Annotated in this window: 19 protein-coding genes and 1 other RNA gene; 11 read left to right on the forward strand and 9 right to left on the reverse strand. The window is 73.2% G+C overall.

Going from position 1 to position 15,571, the window contains the following annotated elements:
- Positions 1 to 45: 45 nt before the first annotated feature.
- Positions 46 to 2,310, forward strand: a complete 2,265-nt coding sequence (locus tag J4557_RS11975; RefSeq protein WP_208266572.1) for a SulP family inorganic anion transporter — start codon at positions 46 to 48, stop codon at positions 2,308 to 2,310.
- 43 nt (positions 2,311 to 2,353) lie between these two features.
- On the opposite strand, the gene J4557_RS11980 is transcribed toward J4557_RS11975, so the two are convergent.
- Complete coding sequence (locus tag J4557_RS11980) at positions 2,354 to 2,641, reverse strand: hypothetical protein (RefSeq protein ID WP_208266573.1); 288 nt, start codon at positions 2,639 to 2,641, stop codon at positions 2,354 to 2,356.
- A gap of 684 nt (positions 2,642 to 3,325) precedes the next feature.
- On the opposite strand from J4557_RS11980, the gene J4557_RS11985 reads away from it, so the two are divergent.
- Positions 3,326 to 3,913: a hypothetical protein gene (locus tag J4557_RS11985; protein WP_208266574.1), complete on the forward strand. Its 588-nt coding sequence runs from the start codon at positions 3,326 to 3,328 to the stop codon at positions 3,911 to 3,913.
- 98 nt (positions 3,914 to 4,011) lie between these two features.
- Here J4557_RS11985 and J4557_RS11990 read toward each other — a convergent pair whose 3' ends face one another.
- The gene (locus tag J4557_RS11990; protein ID WP_208266575.1) at positions 4,012 to 4,344 is read right to left on the reverse strand and encodes a cupin domain-containing protein; all 333 of its coding nucleotides are present in this window, start codon (positions 4,342 to 4,344) and stop codon (positions 4,012 to 4,014) included.
- Between the two features lie 71 nt (positions 4,345 to 4,415).
- On the opposite strand from J4557_RS11990, the gene J4557_RS11995 reads away from it, so the two are divergent.
- Positions 4,416 to 5,384, forward strand: coding sequence for a helix-turn-helix domain-containing protein (locus tag J4557_RS11995; RefSeq protein WP_243775640.1), 969 nt, complete (start codon positions 4,416 to 4,418; stop codon positions 5,382 to 5,384).
- A 141-nt stretch (positions 5,385 to 5,525) separates the two neighbouring features.
- Here the strand turns inward: J4557_RS11995 and rnpB are convergent.
- The 4 genes from rnpB to J4557_RS12015 form a co-directional block, all read right to left on the reverse strand.
- Positions 5,526 to 5,908, reverse strand: an RNA gene (gene rnpB / locus J4557_RS12000) — RNase P RNA component class A.
- A gap of 30 nt (positions 5,909 to 5,938) precedes the next feature.
- Complete coding sequence (locus J4557_RS12005; RefSeq protein WP_307799688.1) at positions 5,939 to 7,030, reverse strand: bifunctional RNase H/acid phosphatase; 1,092 nt, start codon at positions 7,028 to 7,030, stop codon at positions 5,939 to 5,941.
- Positions 7,027 to 7,770, reverse strand: coding sequence for a zinc ribbon domain-containing protein (locus tag J4557_RS12010; protein ID WP_208266577.1), 744 nt, complete (start codon positions 7,768 to 7,770; stop codon positions 7,027 to 7,029). Before J4557_RS12010 ends, J4557_RS12005 begins: the two co-directional genes overlap by 4 nt.
- Positions 7,767 to 8,588, reverse strand: coding sequence for a Nif3-like dinuclear metal center hexameric protein (locus tag J4557_RS12015; protein WP_208266578.1), 822 nt, complete (start codon positions 8,586 to 8,588; stop codon positions 7,767 to 7,769). The genes J4557_RS12010 and J4557_RS12015 overlap by 4 nt, the downstream gene beginning before the upstream one ends.
- 110 nt (positions 8,589 to 8,698) lie before the next feature.
- On the opposite strand from J4557_RS12015, the gene J4557_RS12020 reads away from it, so the two are divergent.
- From J4557_RS12020 to J4557_RS12055, 8 genes are all read left to right on the forward strand, one after another.
- Positions 8,699 to 9,283 carry a pyridoxamine 5'-phosphate oxidase family protein gene (locus J4557_RS12020; protein WP_208266579.1) on the forward strand — a complete coding sequence of 195 codons (585 nt, stop codon included), beginning with the start codon at positions 8,699 to 8,701 and terminating at the stop codon, positions 9,281 to 9,283.
- A 45-nt stretch (positions 9,284 to 9,328) separates the two neighbouring features.
- Positions 9,329 to 9,691, forward strand: coding sequence for a DUF6191 domain-containing protein (locus J4557_RS12025; protein ID WP_208266580.1), 363 nt, complete (start codon positions 9,329 to 9,331; stop codon positions 9,689 to 9,691).
- A gap of 52 nt (positions 9,692 to 9,743) precedes the next feature.
- On the forward strand, positions 9,744 to 10,142 hold the full coding sequence (locus J4557_RS12030; RefSeq protein WP_307799691.1) for a hypothetical protein: 399 nt from the start codon (positions 9,744 to 9,746) through the stop codon (positions 10,140 to 10,142).
- Positions 10,143 to 10,291: 149 nt separating this feature from the next.
- Positions 10,292 to 10,600, forward strand: a complete 309-nt coding sequence (locus J4557_RS12035; RefSeq protein ID WP_208266581.1) for a YbaB/EbfC family nucleoid-associated protein — start codon at positions 10,292 to 10,294, stop codon at positions 10,598 to 10,600.
- On the forward strand, positions 10,597 to 10,965 hold the full coding sequence (locus J4557_RS12040) for a YbaB/EbfC family nucleoid-associated protein (RefSeq protein ID WP_208266582.1): 369 nt from the start codon (positions 10,597 to 10,599) through the stop codon (positions 10,963 to 10,965). The genes J4557_RS12035 and J4557_RS12040 overlap by 4 nt, the downstream gene beginning before the upstream one ends.
- A gap of 19 nt (positions 10,966 to 10,984) precedes the next feature.
- Positions 10,985 to 11,725 carry a WXG100 family type VII secretion target gene (locus J4557_RS12045; protein ID WP_208266583.1) on the forward strand — a complete coding sequence of 247 codons (741 nt, stop codon included), beginning with the start codon at positions 10,985 to 10,987 and terminating at the stop codon, positions 11,723 to 11,725.
- The gene (locus J4557_RS12050) at positions 11,718 to 12,329 is read left to right on the forward strand and encodes a hypothetical protein (protein ID WP_208266584.1); all 612 of its coding nucleotides are present in this window, start codon (positions 11,718 to 11,720) and stop codon (positions 12,327 to 12,329) included. Before J4557_RS12045 ends, J4557_RS12050 begins: the two co-directional genes overlap by 8 nt.
- Before the next feature lie 15 nt (positions 12,330 to 12,344).
- Positions 12,345 to 12,701, forward strand: coding sequence for a hypothetical protein (locus tag J4557_RS12055; protein WP_208266585.1), 357 nt, complete (start codon positions 12,345 to 12,347; stop codon positions 12,699 to 12,701).
- A gap of 18 nt (positions 12,702 to 12,719) precedes the next feature.
- Here J4557_RS12055 and J4557_RS12060 read toward each other — a convergent pair whose 3' ends face one another.
- Genes J4557_RS12060 through J4557_RS12070 form a run of 3 tightly spaced genes read right to left on the reverse strand, consistent with a single transcriptional unit; the run spans position 12,720 to position 15,567 of the window.
- Positions 12,720 to 13,604: a galactokinase gene (locus J4557_RS12060; protein ID WP_208266586.1), complete on the reverse strand. Its 885-nt coding sequence runs from the start codon at positions 13,602 to 13,604 to the stop codon at positions 12,720 to 12,722.
- Positions 13,601 to 14,362, reverse strand: a complete 762-nt coding sequence (locus tag J4557_RS12065; protein WP_208266587.1) for a hypothetical protein — start codon at positions 14,360 to 14,362, stop codon at positions 13,601 to 13,603. Before J4557_RS12065 ends, J4557_RS12060 begins: the two co-directional genes overlap by 4 nt.
- Complete coding sequence (locus J4557_RS12070) at positions 14,359 to 15,567, reverse strand: glycosyltransferase (RefSeq protein WP_208266588.1); 1,209 nt, start codon at positions 15,565 to 15,567, stop codon at positions 14,359 to 14,361. The genes J4557_RS12065 and J4557_RS12070 overlap by 4 nt, the downstream gene beginning before the upstream one ends.
- Positions 15,568 to 15,571: the final 4 nt, after the last annotated feature.

Here is a 15,571-nt window from a genome sequence, read left to right on the forward strand (position 1 = left end):
GAGGCGATCTTCTCCGGGGACGCGAATCCTGATTGGATACGTTGAGTGACTTCAAAGCCACTCAACGCATCCGCTCTGCGCAGGGACGTCCTCGCGTCCTTCGTCGTGTTCCTGGTCGCGATCCCGCTGTCGCTGGGCATCGCGGTCGCCTCGGGCGCGCCGGTCGCCGCCGGGCTCGTCGCCGCCGTCGCCGGCGGTGTCGTCGCCGGGCTGGCCGGCGGGTCGCCGCTCCAGGTCAGCGGTCCGGCCGCCGGGCTGACCGTGCTGGTCGCCGACCTCATCGCGAGCTACGGCTGGCGGGCCACCTGCACGATCACCCTGCTCGCCGGGGTGCTGCAGGTGGTACTCGGCCTCAGCCGGGTGGCGCGCGTCGTGCTGGCCGTGTCGCCCGCCGTGGTGCACGGCATGCTCGCGGGCGTCGGCGCGGTGATCGTGCTGGCCCAGGTGCACGTCGTGCTGGGCGGCGGCCCGCAGGAGTCCGCCGTGGCGAACCTGCGGGAGTTGCCGGGGCAGCTGCTGCACCCGGCGCCGTACTCGGCGCTCGTCGGCGCGCTGACCGTGCTGGTGCTGCTGGGCTGGTCCCGGCTGCCGCGCGGGGGCCGGCTGCGCCTGGTCCCCGGTCCGCTGCCCGCCATCGCCGCCGCCACCGCCGCCGTGTGGGCGTTCGGATGGCCGGTCGACCGGGTGGACCTGCCGGGGTCCCTGCTGCACGGCTGGGGAGTCCCGGAGCTGCCGCACGGGTCACCGCACGGCGTGGCGGGCGCCGTCGTCTCGCTCGCGGTCGTGGCGGCCGTCGCGTCGCTGCTGTGCAGCGTGGCGGTCGACCGCGTCCGGCCCGCCGGCGTCCCGCCCACCGACCTCGACCGGGAACTGGCCGCGCAGGGCGCGGCGAACGCGGTGTCCGGGCTGTTCGGCGGCCTCCCGGTCGCGGGCGTGATCGTCCGCAGCACCGCCAACCTGGAGGCGGGCGCCCGGACCCGGCTGTCCACCGTCCTGCACGGGGTGTGGGTGCTGGTGCTCGCGGTGGCCTGCGGGCCCGTCATCGAGCGCGTCCCGCTGTCGGCGCTGTCGGCGCTGCTCGTGGTCCTCGGCATCCGCCTCGTGGACCCGGCGCGGATCCGCGACCTGCGCTCCCACCGGGAGGCGCCCGCCTACGCCGCCACGTTCGCCGGCGTGGTCCTGCTCGGCCTCGGCGAGGGCGTGCTGCTGGGCATCGCCGTCACGGCGGTGCTGGCGCTGCGGCGGCTGACCCGGCTCACCGTCCGGACCGAGCGGCTCCTCCCCGCGCCGGACGACGGGGACGTTCCGCCCCGCTGGCACGTGGTCGTGGAGGGGACACTGACCTTCCTCGGAGTACCGAAGGTGACGCGCGCGCTGCGGTCCGTTCCGGCGGGTGCGGGCGTCGACCTCGACCTGAACGTCGACTTCATGGACCATGCCGCCTTCGACGCCGTCCACCAGTGGCGGCTGGCGCACGAGCGCCAGGGAGGCAGGGTCGACATCGACGAGGTTCACGAGGGTTGGTATGAAAGAGGGGTGACAGGTGATTTGTCTTCGCCGCGTAAGTCGTCCCCCCCAGCGCGCTGGTGGGCTCCATGGGCGAATCGGCAGCGACGCTCCGCGAGCGCCGTCGAGCCCCCGACCCCGACGTCCGTGCTGCTCGACGGCGTCCGCGAGTACCACGACAGCACCGCCGGGCTGGTCCGGCCGATCATGGCCGAGCTGGCGATGGAGCAGAAGCCGGAGCTCCTGTTCATCACCTGCGTGGACTCGCGCGTCGTGCCCAACATCATCACCGCCAGCGGGCCCGGTGACCTGTTCATCAACCGGAACGTCGGCAACTTCGTCCCGCCGCACGACTCGGCCGTCCCGGACGACTCGGTGATGGCGACGGTGGAGTACGCGACCAACGTGCTGGACATCCGCACGATCGCGGTCTGCGGGCACTCCAACTGCGGCGCGATGGCCGCGGTCATGGCGGGCGGCGCGGAGGTCGCGCACCTGGAGGGGCTGACCCGCTGGCTCGAGCTCGGCACGCCGACGCTGGAGCGCTTCCGCGCCGAGGAGGACCACGGCGACGACCCGCTGGCCCGGCTCAGCCAGATCAACGTGATGCAGCAGCTCGACAACCTGCTCACCTACCCGTGGCTCCGGGAGCGCGCCGAGGCCGGCGAGCTGGAGCTCGTGGGGCTCTACTTCGACCTGAAGTCCGCGACGGTCAAGGTCCTCGATCGCGCCGCGGGGAAGTTCGCCACGATCCCGAACCACGTCCCGGAGTCGGCCTACCGGGACGCCGGCGGCCGGTCGTGACACCGGAGGGTCTCCGGGGCCCGTGCCCTGGAGACCCTCCGTCTCACCGTCCGACCAGCTGCTCGCCGCGCATCCGGCCGTCGTCCTCCGGCCGGTCGGTTCCGATCACGGGGGCGGTGTTCCGCGGGGACCCGCGGTGGTGCAGGGCGCCCTCCTGCCGGGGGTCGCGGACGTACACTCCGGTCACCCGCCGCGCGGTGCGCGCGCCGAGGTTCGCCGGAGGCGTGAAAAGCGTGTCGCTGCGGCTGGCCCGCGCGAACACCGCGAGGTAGACCAGGGACCCCAGCGCCCCGGCGAGCACGAGGGTCACGAACACGATGATGATGAACATCAGCGCTCCTCTCCACGGGGCGGCCACCGCGCCCCGAGCCTCCGCCGACCCGGCGATCAGCTCTACCCATGACGTTAGGCGCGCTCTTTCAGGCCGTTTGTGTCGTGTGACCCGAAGCCATCGAGATTCACGCCACTCGGCTCCGGTGCGAGGTTCCCTGCACATCTCAGCCCCGTAGGCCCCGGACGCCCGTGTGGACGCCGGCTACGACCTCGGGGAGGGGACGAACGACACTCAGGTGGCGATGGTCCCGTCCTGCCCGACGGATCGGTCGGCGACCTCTACGAGATCGGCGACACCGGCGGCATCGTCTTCACCCGCTTCACCCTGCCCTGGCCGGCGCCCTGACCATGCCGTTCGACCTCCGCCGAAACCGCCATTGACCTGGACTTTCGGCAACACCTGCGCGGTTTCGGCGGAGGCGCGCCGGGGAGCCCGGCATTTATGAACAAAACCACCATTTCGACCGCCACCGGCGCCGTCCTCCTGACCGCCGGCGCCCTGCTCCCGGTCACGGCCGCGAACGCGACAACGGCCCCGAGCCCCGGCGGCTCGCCACCGACCAGCCCCACCGGCAGCCCGGGAACCGAGAGCCCGACGAGCCCGGGCACGGAAAGCCCGACGAGCCCGGGCGGAAGCCCCACGAGTCCGACTGGAAGCCCGACGAGCCCGACCGGAAGCCCGATGAGTCCGACCGGCAGCCCGACCGGCAGCCCGACCAGCCCGGGCGGCGGCGCGCAGCCGAAGCCCGCGACCGTGACGGTCACCGAGCAGGACAACTCGCTGAAGCTGTCCAAGAACACCTTCACGGCGGGGCCCTACGTCTTCATCGTGAAGAACGAGGGCGGCAGGGAGCACGCCCTGGCCATCTCCGGGCCGGGCCTCACCACGCCGAAGCAGACCCCGGGCATCTCGCCCGGCACCCAGGCCAAGCTGCACGTCTCGCTGCAACCCGGCACGTACCAGCTCTGGTCGCCGAGCGACAACGACCGCGCCATGGGCCTGCAGACCAAGATCACCGTCTCGGGCACCGGCGGCGGCGTCCCGCCCGCGAGTCCCACCCCGACCGGCAGCCCGACCGAGAGCCCCACGGGCAGCCCCACGGAGAGCCCGACGGGCAGTCCCACCGAGAGCCCGACGGGCAGTCCCACCGAGAGCCCCACCGAGAGCCCGACGGGCAGCCCGACCGGGAGCCCGCCGGAGAGCCCGCCGGAGAGCCCGACCGGCGCCCCGACGGGCAGCCCGACCGGCACCGGCACCCCCGGCGGCTGAGCCCGCCCGGCGTTCGCTCGTGGCGTGCCGCCCTCGTCCAACGGCGCATGAGGGCGGCACGCCACAACCCCACGCCCGTCCCGGCCGCGCGGACGCCTTCAGCCTTCCGGGTAGAAGAGGAAGAGGGTGCAGCCCGTGGTCGTCTGCGGGACGTGCGAGGAGCCGGCGGGAGCGTGGATGAACGAGCCGGCGGGGTAGTCCCGGTCGCCGTCGTTGAAGACGCCCGACACCACGAAGACCTCCTCGGGTCCCGGTTCGTGGACGTCCACGCCCTCCCAGCCCGTGTTCGGGTCCATCTCCAGCACGAAGGCCTTCGCACCGGAGTCCCCGTTCCACAGCGGCCGCAGCCGGATCCCCGGGAACAGCTCGCGGACCGGGGCGTCCCGAACGGACGACCACGCGTAACCGGCCGTGTTCTGCTCTGTCGTCATGGCCCCAGCCTCGCGAACGCGCCACCGCCCCGCCGAGTGTCTGAATAGACATCATGCGGTACTTTCACGCCATGCACCGCGTGACCGCGCTCGTCCGCCCGCCGCAGTCGACCTTCGAGCTCGGCTGCGCGGCCCAGGTGTTCGGGATCGAGCGGGCGGAGCTCCCGGCCAGGTACGCCTTCGGCGTGTGCACCGAACACCCCGGGCCCCTCGCCACGCTCGCCGGGTACGACATGGTGGTGACCGACGGCCTGGACGCCCTCGACCGGGCGGAGACGGTGATCGTCCCGGGCTGGCTGCCCACCGCGGAGCCGCCCTCCCCCGCCGTCGTGGAAGCCCTGCGCCGCGCGCACGCCCGCGGCGCCCGCGTCGTCAGCATCTGCTCGGGCGCCTTCGCGCTGGCGCACGCCGGCCTCCTGGACGGCCGCCGTGCCACCACCCACTGGGCGCAGGCCGGCGAGTTCGCCGAGCGCTTCCCCGACGTCGAACTCGACCCGGACGTCCTCTACGTCGACCACGGCGACGTCGCCACCAGCGCCGGGGCGGGCGCGGGCTTCGACCTGTGCATGCACCTGCTCCGCACCGACCAGGGCGCCCGGTACGCCGCCCATGTCGCACGGACCATGGTCATGCCGCCCCACCGCGAGGGCGGCCAGTTGCAGTACTCGGCGCCGCCCCGTCCCTCCCACATCGACGGCACGCTCGCACCGCTGCTGGAGTGGGTCACCGCACGTCTCGGCGAACCCGTGTCGATCGAGGACATGGCCGCGCACGCGGGCGTCTCGCCCCGGACCCTCACCCGCCGGTTCGCCGACCAGCTCGGCACCAGCCCGGGCCGGTGGTTGCTCGCCCAGCGGATCGCCGCGGCCCAGGACCTGCTGGAGTCGTCCGACCTCCCGCTGGACGCCATCGCCCGCCGCGTGGGCCTCTCGTCGGCCACCAACCTCCGCCGCCGCTTCGTCAACGCCCTCGCCACGACCCCGGGCGCCTACCGCCGCTCGTTCCGGAGCCCCTCGGCGCCCACCGGGCCGCCCGGCTGAACGACCCGGCATGCGTGCCGGTGGCTTCGCCTTCCGGAGGTCTTCGCTTCGGATGGCGGCGGCGATGAGTCGGACGGCACCGCCCCCGCAGGGCGCCACGGCCCGTACCGCGACGGTCACCGAGGTGGTCGGAAGGGAAGGCGGACGAGTCGGCCTGTAAGCCGGGTTCTGTGCCCGCCCCGGAGGGCGGGTGACGGCCATCCATCTCGGACCGCCGTTGCCGGCGGCCTCCAGCGGTCTACCCGCAGGCTCGGGCGGGCCGCCCTCAGGCACCTGCGCGGGGCCGAAGCCCCTTCTTGACCTTGCTCCGGGTGGGGTTTACCGAGCCGCCCACGTCACCGTGGGCGCTGGTGAGCTCTTACCTCGCCGTTTCACCCTTACCACCGGCGAACCGGTGGCGGTCTGTTTTCTGTGGCACTGTCCCGCGGGTCACCCCGGGTCGGCGTTACCGACCACCCTGCCCTGTGGAGCCCGGACTTTCCTCGACGGGGATCGCTCCCCGACGCGGCCGTCCGGCCGGCTCGTCCGCCGTACAGAGAACTGTAGCGGGTCGGTCAGTGTTCCAGGTGATGAGCGTCGTTGAAGGACCGGAGGCTGGCCGGGCCGTCGGCGTACCAGTCGATCGCGGTGAGGGACGCGACGTCCAGGTGCATCCGGTAGAGCGACTTCATCGGGGCGCCGAGCGCGTCCTTGACCAGCAGCTTGATCGGCGTGACGTGCGAGACGACCAGGACCGTCTGCTGCCGGTTGCGGACCTTCAGCTTGTCCAGTGCGGTGCGGACGCGGCGGGAGACCTGCGCGAAGCTCTCGCCGCCGGGCGGCGCGGCCTCCGGGTCGGCGAGCCACGCCTTCATCTCGGCCGGCCAGCCCTTGCCGGCCTCGGCGAACGTGAGGCCCTCCCAGTCGCCGAAGGCGGTCTCGCGGAAGCCGTCCTCGACCCGGACGTCCAGGCCGGTGACGGCGGCGACCTCGGCGGCGGTGTCGCGGCACCGCGACAGGGGCGAGGTGACGATCGCGTCGAGCCCGCGGTCCTTGAGGGCGAGGGCGGCGGCGCGGGCCTGGGTCAGGCCCAGGGTCGTCAGCGGGACGTCGTTCGTCCCGGCGAAGCGCTTCTCGGCGGACAGGGGCGTCTCGCCGTGGCGGAGCAGGATCGTCCGGGTGGGGGTGGAGGACACCGGCGGCGGCCCGGGCGCCTCCTCCCGCGGGGGCTCCTCGATGGTGCGCGACCACCGCTCGCCGCGGGCCGCGGCGTCCATCGCCTCGTTGGCGAGCCGGTCGGCGTGCGCGTTGCGGTTGCGCGGGATCCACCCGTAGGAGACGGAGCCGAGGCCCTCGGCGACCTCGCGGGCGCGCAGGGCGAGGGGGATCATGTCCGGGTGCTTGATCTTCCAGCGGCCGGACATCTGCTCCACGACGAGCTTGGAGTCCATCCGCACCTCGACCCGCGCGGACGGGTCGATGCCCGCCGCGGCCGTCAGCCCGGCGATCAGCCCCCGGTACTCGGCGACGTTGTTGGTGGCCATGCCGATCGACTCGGCGACCTCCGCCAGCACCTCGCCGGTCAGCGCGTCGCGGACGAGGGCGCCGTACCCGGCCGGGCCCGGGTTGCCCCGGGACCCGCCGTCCGCCTCGACGATCAGCTTCACAGGCCCGACTCGGGGGTGCGGACGAGGATGCGCCGGCACTCCTCGCAGCGGACGACCTCGTCCGCGGCGGCGGCCCGGATCCGGTTCAGGTCGACGGTGTTGAGCGCCAGGTGGCAGCCCTGGCAGGCGCCGCGGAACAGCTTCGCCGCGCCGACGCCGCCGAACTGGCCCCGCAGCTTCTCGTAGAGGCCGAGCAGGTCGTCGGGGACGTCCTTGGCGACGGCGGTGCGGGCGGCGCCGGTCGTGCCGTTCTCCTCGTCGATCTCCTTCAGGGTGGCGTCGCGGCGCGCGACGACCGCGGCGAGCTCCTCCTGCGCCGCGGTCCGGTCGGCGCGCAGCGCGGCGACGCGCCCGTCGGCCTCCTCGATCCGCTCCATGATCTCCAGCACGACCTCCTCGAGGTCGGACTGGCGGCGGTGCAGCGACTCGATCTCGGCCTGCAGGCCGCTGAGGTCCCTGGCGGAGGTGACCTGGCCCGAGTCGAGCCGCTTCTGGTCCCGCTCGGCGCGGCTGCGGACCTGGTCGACGTCCTGCTCGGCCTTCTTCTGCTCCCGCGCCAGGTCGCCGGCGTCGGTCTCGGCCGCGACGATCGCGTCCCGCAGTTCGGCGAGCCGGCCCTCCAGCCGTTCGATCTCGGCCAGCTCGGGCAGCGTCCGGCGGCGGTGCGCGAGGCGGTCCAGCGAGCTGTCCAGGTCCTGCAGGTCGATCAGGCGAAGCTGGGCTTGCGGTGCGGCTTTCACTGTTCTCCTTCTTCGTGAAGGCTCCACGCGTCGGTGACGAGCGTGGACACCCGGGTCTCCAACTTGCCCGCTTCGGGTGCGGCGGCGGCCAGGCGCCGCGCGGCGTCGGCCAGCCAGGGGTGCTCGGTCGCCCAGTGCGCCGCGTCGACCAGCGCCGGGCCGCCGTGCTCGGCGAACTCCGACGCGGGATGGTGCCGCAGGTCGGCGGTGAGGTAGACGTCGACGCCCGCCGCGCGGACGGTGTCGAGGAGGGAGTCGCCGGCGCCGCCGCAGACCGCGACGGTGCGGACGGCGCGGTCCGGGTCGCCCGCGGCCCGCAGCCCCCACGCCGTGGACGGCAGCCCGGCCGCGGCCCGCCGGGTGAACTCCCGCAGCGTGACCGGGCCGTCCAGCTCCCCGATCCGGCCGAGGCCGCGGCGCGGATCGTCGGCGGCCGGGACGATCGGGCGCAGTTCCCCGGTGAGCCCGACGGCCCGCGCCAGCGCGTCCGAGACCCCCGGATCGGCGACGTCGGCGTTGGTGTGCGCGGTGTGCAGCGCGACCCCGTTGACGATCATCCGGTGGATCAGCCGGCCCTTCGGCGTCGTCGCGGCCACCGAGTGCACCCCGCGCAGCAGCAGCGGATGGTGCGTGACCACCAGGTCGGCGCCCCACTCCAGCGCCTCGTCGATCACCGCGGCGACCGGGTCGACCGCCAGCAGCACCCGCCCGACCTCCTGGTCGGGGTCGCCGCAGACCAGGCCGACGGCGTCCCAGGACTCCGCCCACGACGGCGGGTAGAGCTCTTCGAGAGCCGCGATGACATGGGATAGGCGCACGTCCCGCAGGCTACCGCGCCGAGCCGCTCCCAACGAGCCACCGAGCGTCACCGGAGGGCTCCGCGGTCTGAAACGATGGGCCGGGGAACGTCCGCAGAAGGGAGAGCGCCATGTCGGCTTCCGGGTTCGCCTCGGCACCGGAGCCCGCGTCCGGATTCGCCCTGGCGTCGGAGCCCCGCCCCGGGTACGTCCCGGGGCCGGACCCCGCCGCCGACCGTCCGCACATGCCCGGTTACGGGATCAGGGGGCCCGCCGAGGGAAGCGGCCTGCTCCCGTGGTCCTGGGCCGTCGAGCGGCTGCGCGCCGCCCGCAACTTCTGGCTGTGCACCGTCCGGCCGGACGGCCGCCCCCACGCGATGCCGGTGTGGGGCGCCTGGTCCGGTGAGGCACTGCTGTTCAGCAGCAGCGTCCCGTCCCGCAAGATGGTCAACCTGCGGGCGAACCCGCAGGTCGTGGTGGCCACGGAGGAGGCGGAGAACCCGGTCGTCCTGGAGGGCCGGGCGGAGGTCCTCACCGAGCCGCGTGACCTCCAGCGCTTCATCGACCTGGTCAACTCCAAGTACGCGACCCGCTATCGTGTCGATTTCCTGGACCCGGAGGTGAACGCGACCGTCGCGGTGCGGCCACAGAAGGCGTTCGGGCTGCGTCAGGGAGATTTCACCGGTTCTCCCACCCGGTGGACGTTCGGAGGCTGAACGCCCGCCGGGATCAATCTGGAGGCTCATCGCGTTGGAGCTTGTGTGAAGTCACCGTTTCGCCGCCGCAAGCGCGTCAAGGGGCGCCCGATGGGCAACCGTCCCGAGCAGGCCGGTCACGAGCCCGTCGACTGGCCCACGGAGGGCACCGGCCGGTCGACGCTGATGGGCGCCATCCGCGGGGACGGTGAGACCGGCGCCGGCTTCGGCGGCGGCATGTTCGAGGACCTCGCCTCGGCGTTCGAGGGCTCCAAGAAGGTCAAGCAGGAGGAGCAGCAGCGGCAGAAGGTGCTGCGCCAGGACGACCACGAGCAGGCCGGCGACGGCTCCGCCCGCGACGACCTGGACTCCGGCAAGATCCGGATCCGCCGCAACGGTCCGATCACCCCGCCGCCCGCGCCCGAGTGACCTGTCCGGTTCGGGTCGAACATAGGTTCGAATTCCGGGTTATCGTGGACGCGTGAGCAGCTACGTCCCGCCCGGCTGGCCCTCGCAGGTGCACCCACCGGGCACCGACCGCTTCGAGGACACGGCGATGAGCTGGCTGCTGGAGCTCGTCCCGCCCGAGTACCGGCGCTACGGCGTGCTGCGCCGGTATCCGATCGCGCTCGCACGGATGGCCCGGCACCACGTCAACGCGTCCGTCGAAGCAGCCCGCGAGGGGTTCCGCTCCGCCCGCGTCGACCTCGCGGCCCTCGTCCCTCCGCACGGCGTCGAGGCCGTCCTGGAGGCCTACCGCCGCGAGGGCGCCCGCCTCGTCTCGCTCCTCCAGGCCATCGAGCTGGTCGAGACCGCCCTGCGCGCCCAGGCCGAACCCGACGACCCCGCCCACCGCCGCCCCTTCACCCCCAAACTCTGAATCCGCCATTTTCCCAGATCAGCCACAAAGCGCGCACTCAACCGCACCATCGAAAAGCGCGCGGCGCCAATGACCGTCTAGGCACCGCTCTTACGCGCCACTACACTCTCCTGACAAATCTCGTTCCCCCCGAACCACGAGACGAGTCAATGCCCCCACCGCCCGAACTTCAGGAACTGCACGCCGAGCTGTCCCGAGCCCGGATAACGACCGTGAAGGCCGACGGCCTGGTCACAGCGGAGATCGATGGAAACGGCCGGCTCCTGGACCTGGGCATCGACACGACCCGCCTGGACGCGGCCGGGCTCCGGCTCATCGAAGCGGGCATCGTGGAGGCCGTCAACGAAGCCGAAGACCGGTCCGCCGATCTCGAGGCCCGCCTGTACGACCGGGCCTTCGGCGGCGAGCGGGCCCTCAGCGGCGAGCGGCCGGATCCGGCCTCGGGAGAGCGAGCGTGACGCGTCCCCCGGACGCCGGCGCACGAGCCCGCGCCGAGCAGCGCCTCGCCGAACTCGCCGAAGCGGAACGGCGGATGCTCGAGACGGAACGGGCCGTGAACGACCACGTCGAACAGCTGTCCGACCTGGACGCGCGACAGCGCCACGTGCGGATCACCCAGAAGATCCGGCCGGGCCTCGGCACGATCGACGTGGACGGCGACGGCCGGCTCCTGCACGTGTCGCTCGATCGCGACGGCCTGGTCACTTCGGACCGGAGTCTGGTGGGCCGCCGGATCCTCGACGCGCTGGCGGCCGCCCGCGCCGAGGCGGGCGCCCAGTACAAGCAGGAGGCCTCTCGCATCGCCCGCCGCAACCGCGTCTGACAGGAGAGAGGCCCCGAGCATGAGCGCGCCCAGACCACGCCCGAGGCCGGGCCGTCGCGGCGGGAGTTCGGGCGGCGGCTCCCGCTCGAACGGCGGCGGCACCGCCCCCGCCGCCGAGGAGCCCCAGAGCGGTCCGACCACGGCCACCGTGCTGATCGACATCGCCGCCTCCGTCGCGCTCGCCACCGAAGTGGCGAAGGCGTACCGGACCCTGCAGAAGATGAAGCCGAATCCGCGCGCGGTGCGGAAGGCGGCCCAGAACTGGTACAAGGCGTCGGCGCACTACCACGAGTCTTTCGATCCGCTGAAGATAACGACCATCCAGCTCGGGGGATACTGGAAAGGCGAAGCGTTCGAGGCGTTCGACAAGTACATGGAGAACATCGTCCTCGACGCCGCCACCAATATTTCGGAGACCCTGAACGCGATCGGTGATGCGTTGATCGACGTGCACAATCAGGTCGTCGATCAATACAACGACGGCATGAAGTCCTATCAGGAGACGCTTGACAAGGCCATCGAATACCACATGGACCTGAAGACCCTGGAAGGCGATGCGCAGGACACGGCGTGGAGCGCGCTGCACGGCGTGCTGAAGCTGTGGATAGACGGCATCTACACAAGAAAGCAGGCCGTCTTCAACATCACCCAGAAGGGCGCCAGCGCGATGGAGGCCATCAACGGAAAGATCCTGCAACTGGATCCGCCTGCCAAGGCTCCCGCCATCGTCTCGGACAAGGGCAAGTGGACCTATGGCTGAGCAGAGCGGCGGCGGCCGGGCCAGAGGCGCGCGGTCTCCCTTTTCCGCACTCGCCGGTGTCATCGTCACGTTCGCCGTCCTGGCCGCCGGCTGCTCGGGTGAAGGAGATGGCGATTCCCATTCGCCTCCCATGGCCGACACCGGCGCCGAGCTTCCGGACGCGTGCCGGCTCCTCGACGGCGACCTGGTCGACAGGCTGGTCGGACCGTCCACCATGGCCCGCGAGAAGAACGACGAGGAGCATGCGGACTGCCGCTGGGAGTCCAAGGGCGATCCTTCGCCCGATGCGGGGACACCGAGCGGGCTGCTCCAGGTGGGCGCCTACACGCAATCGAAACAGGTGCAAGGCGGTCAGAAGTACAACGACGCCAGGATCGCCTACAAGGCCGCTCAGCTCCAGCGGCCATGCACGCCTCTCCGAATGTCCGCCGATGAGGCGTGCTGGCAGCGCGACGATTCAGGCGTCCACGTCGCGGTGCGCAAGGGATATACGACCGTCACCGTCAGATATACGGCCGCGCACTCTCCCGCCTTGGACGAAAGCAAGAAGGAGAAGACGGCCGCCGCGCTGGCGACCGAGGTTCTGGATCATCTCTCCACGTGAGCGACAAGGACGGCCATGGGCGGATACAGCGTCGAGGGAAAGAAGTACCTGATCGAGGCCGGAGACAAGATCAACGAGGCGGTGAACCTGTGGGTCGACGCCTCGGTGAACGTCAATGACTCCTGGTTGGCGAGCGGGGCCCTGAGCGCGTATGGGGAGGCGGCGGAGAGGCGTTATGGGCAGCTCCAGCAGGAGGCGCTGCGGAGGTTGCAGGCGTCGCAGAATTCTCTGATCGAGACCCGGGAGACGATGTACCAGGTCGCCGGGGTCTACTCCGCGGCCGAGGCCGAGGCGGCGCGGAAGGCGGCGGAGAAGGCGAGGGAGGCGGGGTTGCGGCATCGGCCCGAACTGGACGGGCCGCGGTACGGGTGACGGGCGGGTCGCGAGCGGTCAGGGGTGGGGGTCCTCGGCGGCTGCCGGGAGCGCCGTGAGGAGGCGGGGCGGGCGCGGGAGGTCGGGGGTCAGGCGGGCGGTGAGGGCCTCGCGGATCTCCGGGAGGGCCGTGGTGGGGGTCAGGGCGACGACGCAGGCGCCGATCTTGCGGCCGCCGAGGGCGCCGGCGTCGAGGGCGGTGCGGAGGGCGCGATCGGGGAGCGGGTCGCCGGGGGTGTGGGCGTCGGTGAGGAGCGGGCCGAGGGCGGACGGGCCGGACGCGCGGAGCGCGGCGGCGGCGCGGGCGGCGGCGCCCGGCGGCGTGGGGAGGGTGGACGAGTGCCGGGCGCCGAGGTCGACGATCAGGACGCGGAGGTCCGCGGCGGCCAGGTCGAACGGGACGTGTTCGAGGGTGCCGGGCGTGGTCAGCAGGGCGTGGGCGGCGCGGGCGTGCAGGGCCGCCCGGTAGGCGGGGTGGCCGGTGAAGGGGTGAGGTCCGGCGGGCGGGCCGTGGAGGGCCCGGAGGGCGAGGAAGGTGGCGGCGGCGGTCTCGGCGCCGGTGAGGAGGCCGGTCTCGAGGGGGATCTCGCGGTTGATCACCAGGCGGGTGCCGGGGGCGGGGTCGGCGTGGGAGTTCAGGACGGCGGCGGACTCGCGGGCCCAGTGCGGGACGGGCCCGGAGAGGTGCACGACGCCGTCAGCGGGGTGTTTCACCGAGTAGAGGGACGGGGCGGCGGACGGATCCGCGGCGACGATGGTGCCCCACGGGAGCGCGATCGTCAGGCCGTCCAGGAGCGGCAGGCCGATGAGGGCGCGGTGCAGCGCCGCGGGCGGGGAGCCGTGGACGCGTTCGAAGACGTACGCGGTCATGCGGATGTCCGGGGACGTGGCGAGGCCGATCAAATCTCGTCCTTCCGCGGGTGGCGCCACGCGGGGCGGTGCCAGGGCGGGGCGTCCTCGACGAGGGTCCGCCACCAGGTGTACGGGGTGAGGACGGGCCGCAGCAGCGCCATGCGGTGCAGGTCGCGGGGTGAGAGCGGGGTGCCGGCGAAGACGAGGTAGGGCACGGCGCAGTAGGCGATGACGGCGACGGGGCCCCATTGCGGGTCGGAGACGAGCGCGGCGAGGACGAGCGCCATGGTGAGGATGGAGGGCACCACGGCCTGCGCGAGGGTGACGCCGAGCCCGTGCAGCCACGCCGCTCGTCCCTTGCAGGCGGGGGCGCGCGGGGTGAGGTGGCAGGGGACGACGACGTGCTCGACGTCGGCGTCGTAGCGCCGGAGGCGCGCCATGGTGCTCGTGTAGTCGCCCGTGTAGGCGTCGTCCAGGAGTTCGGTGTGGACGACCGCCGCGAATCCCGCGTCGCGGGTATGGCGGAGCATGTCGAGCGCGCGGACGACGGGGAGGTCGGCGGGGACCAGGCCGAGGACGTCCAGGCCGGTGGCGCGGGCGTGCTCGATGGCGGCGTGCCGGACGTTGGCGGAGATGACGGCGCCGTCGGCGCCGATCACGTCGTATCCGGTGGATTCGCGGCGGTCCTCCCAGCTCAGCGGGGCGGTGCGGCGGGGCTGCGGGAGCCCGCGGAACCGCGCCAGGCGGCGGCGGAGCCGCACCGCGTCCGCGATGAGGCCCGCCGCCACCAGCGCGGGTACCGCGATCACGCCAGCTTCTCCAGGCGGTCGGCGGCCTCGGCGGCGCCGCCGGCGGCGGCGAAGGAGTCCCGGACGGCCTCGGCGGCGGCGCGGTGCGCGTCCCCGGTGAGGACGGTGGCCAGCGCGTCGCGGAGCTCCTCGGCGCGGACCCGGCCGAACCGGACCTGGACGCCGGCGCCGGCGGCCTCGACCTGCCGGGCGATGACCGGCTGGTCGTCCCGGATCGGCGCGACGACCAGCGGCAGGCCCTGCGCGAGGCTCTCGCAGACGGTGGTGTGCCCGCCGTGGCAGACGACCGCGGACATCCGCTGCAGCAGCCGGGGCTGCGGGACCTGCGCGCGGACGAGGACGTTCGGCGGCGGGTCGTCGACGGTCCCGGGCGGGGCGACGAAGACCGCCTGGACGTCCAGGTCGCGGACGGCGTCGGCGGCGACCCGGTGGAACCGTTCCCCGGCGGGCCCGTCGAGGGTGCCGAGGGTCAGCAGGACGGCGGGCCGGCCGTCCAGCCACTCCCACGGGAACGCGGCGCCCGCCGGGCGGTCGGAGGCCGGGCCGACGAACGCGAAGTGGTCGGGGAAGAACGAGGTGTCGCCGACGAGCGCGCCGGTGGAGAAGATCAGCACGAGGTGGTCGGAGAACCGCAGGTCGAGCAGGTCCTCGATGCCGTATTCGAGCTGGAAGTCGCCGATCTGGTCGCGGACCCACCGCTCGACGAGCGGCATCCCGGCGAGCGGCCGGGTGAACTCGGCGGAGGTCGTCGCGGAGGTGGCCCACGGGATCTCGCGGTGCCGGGCGGCGACGGGCGCGGCGAGGACGATCTGGTCGCTGATCACGACGTCGGGGCGGAACCGGTCGAGGGCCGTCTCGACGCCGGGCATCATCGCGCGGCCGAGCGGGACGATGAACTCCTCCCACAGGAACCGCAGGGCGGCGGGGCCGCGGAGGCGCAGCCACTCCTCGCGGGCGGCGGCGAGCCGCGCGGCGGACGCGTCGTCCTCGGCGGAGAAGATCCGCGCGCCGGCGCGCAGCAGCGGTTCGAGGGTGGCGCGGTGGCCGGTCCAGGCGACGGTGTGGCCGCGGCGGGCGAGTTCGGCGCCGACCGCGACGGTCGGGGCGACGTGCCCGGCGAGCGGCGGGACGGCGAACAGGAAGCGGCGCTTCGGCGTCTCGGCGCGCGGGATGCCGGGGGCGCCGAGCAGGGACGGGACCTGCATGCGG

Source organism: Actinomadura nitritigenes, from assembly GCF_017573545.1.
GTDB lineage: Bacteria > Actinomycetota > Actinomycetes > Streptosporangiales > Streptosporangiaceae > Spirillospora > Spirillospora nitritigenes.

What these genes read in the sequence shown, in the direction of transcription:
- J4557_RS12070 (WP_208266588.1), bottom strand. Translation starts at nt 15,567, where the DNA reads ATGCAGGTCCCGTCCCTGCTCGGCGCCCCCGGCATCCCGCGCGCCGAG.
- J4557_RS11985 (WP_208266574.1), top strand. Translation starts at nt 3,326, where the DNA reads ATGAGTCCGACCGGCAGCCCGACCGGCAGCCCGACCAGCCCGGGCGGC.
- J4557_RS12055 (WP_208266585.1), top strand. Translation starts at nt 12,345, where the DNA reads ATGGGCGGATACAGCGTCGAGGGAAAGAAGTACCTGATCGAGGCCGGA.
- J4557_RS12020 (WP_208266579.1), top strand. Translation starts at nt 8,699, where the DNA reads ATGTCGGCTTCCGGGTTCGCCTCGGCACCGGAGCCCGCGTCCGGATTC.
- J4557_RS11980 (WP_208266573.1), bottom strand. Translation starts at nt 2,641, where the DNA reads ATGTTCATCATCATCGTGTTCGTGACCCTCGTGCTCGCCGGGGCGCTG.
- J4557_RS11990 (WP_208266575.1), bottom strand. Translation starts at nt 4,344, where the DNA reads ATGACGACAGAGCAGAACACGGCCGGTTACGCGTGGTCGTCCGTTCGG.
- J4557_RS12045 (WP_208266583.1), top strand. Translation starts at nt 10,985, where the DNA reads ATGAGCGCGCCCAGACCACGCCCGAGGCCGGGCCGTCGCGGCGGGAGT.
- J4557_RS11995 (WP_243775640.1), top strand. Translation starts at nt 4,416, where the DNA reads ATGCACCGCGTGACCGCGCTCGTCCGCCCGCCGCAGTCGACCTTCGAG.
- J4557_RS12035 (WP_208266581.1), top strand. Translation starts at nt 10,292, where the DNA reads ATGCCCCCACCGCCCGAACTTCAGGAACTGCACGCCGAGCTGTCCCGA.
- J4557_RS12050 (WP_208266584.1), top strand. Translation starts at nt 11,718, where the DNA reads ATGGCTGAGCAGAGCGGCGGCGGCCGGGCCAGAGGCGCGCGGTCTCCC.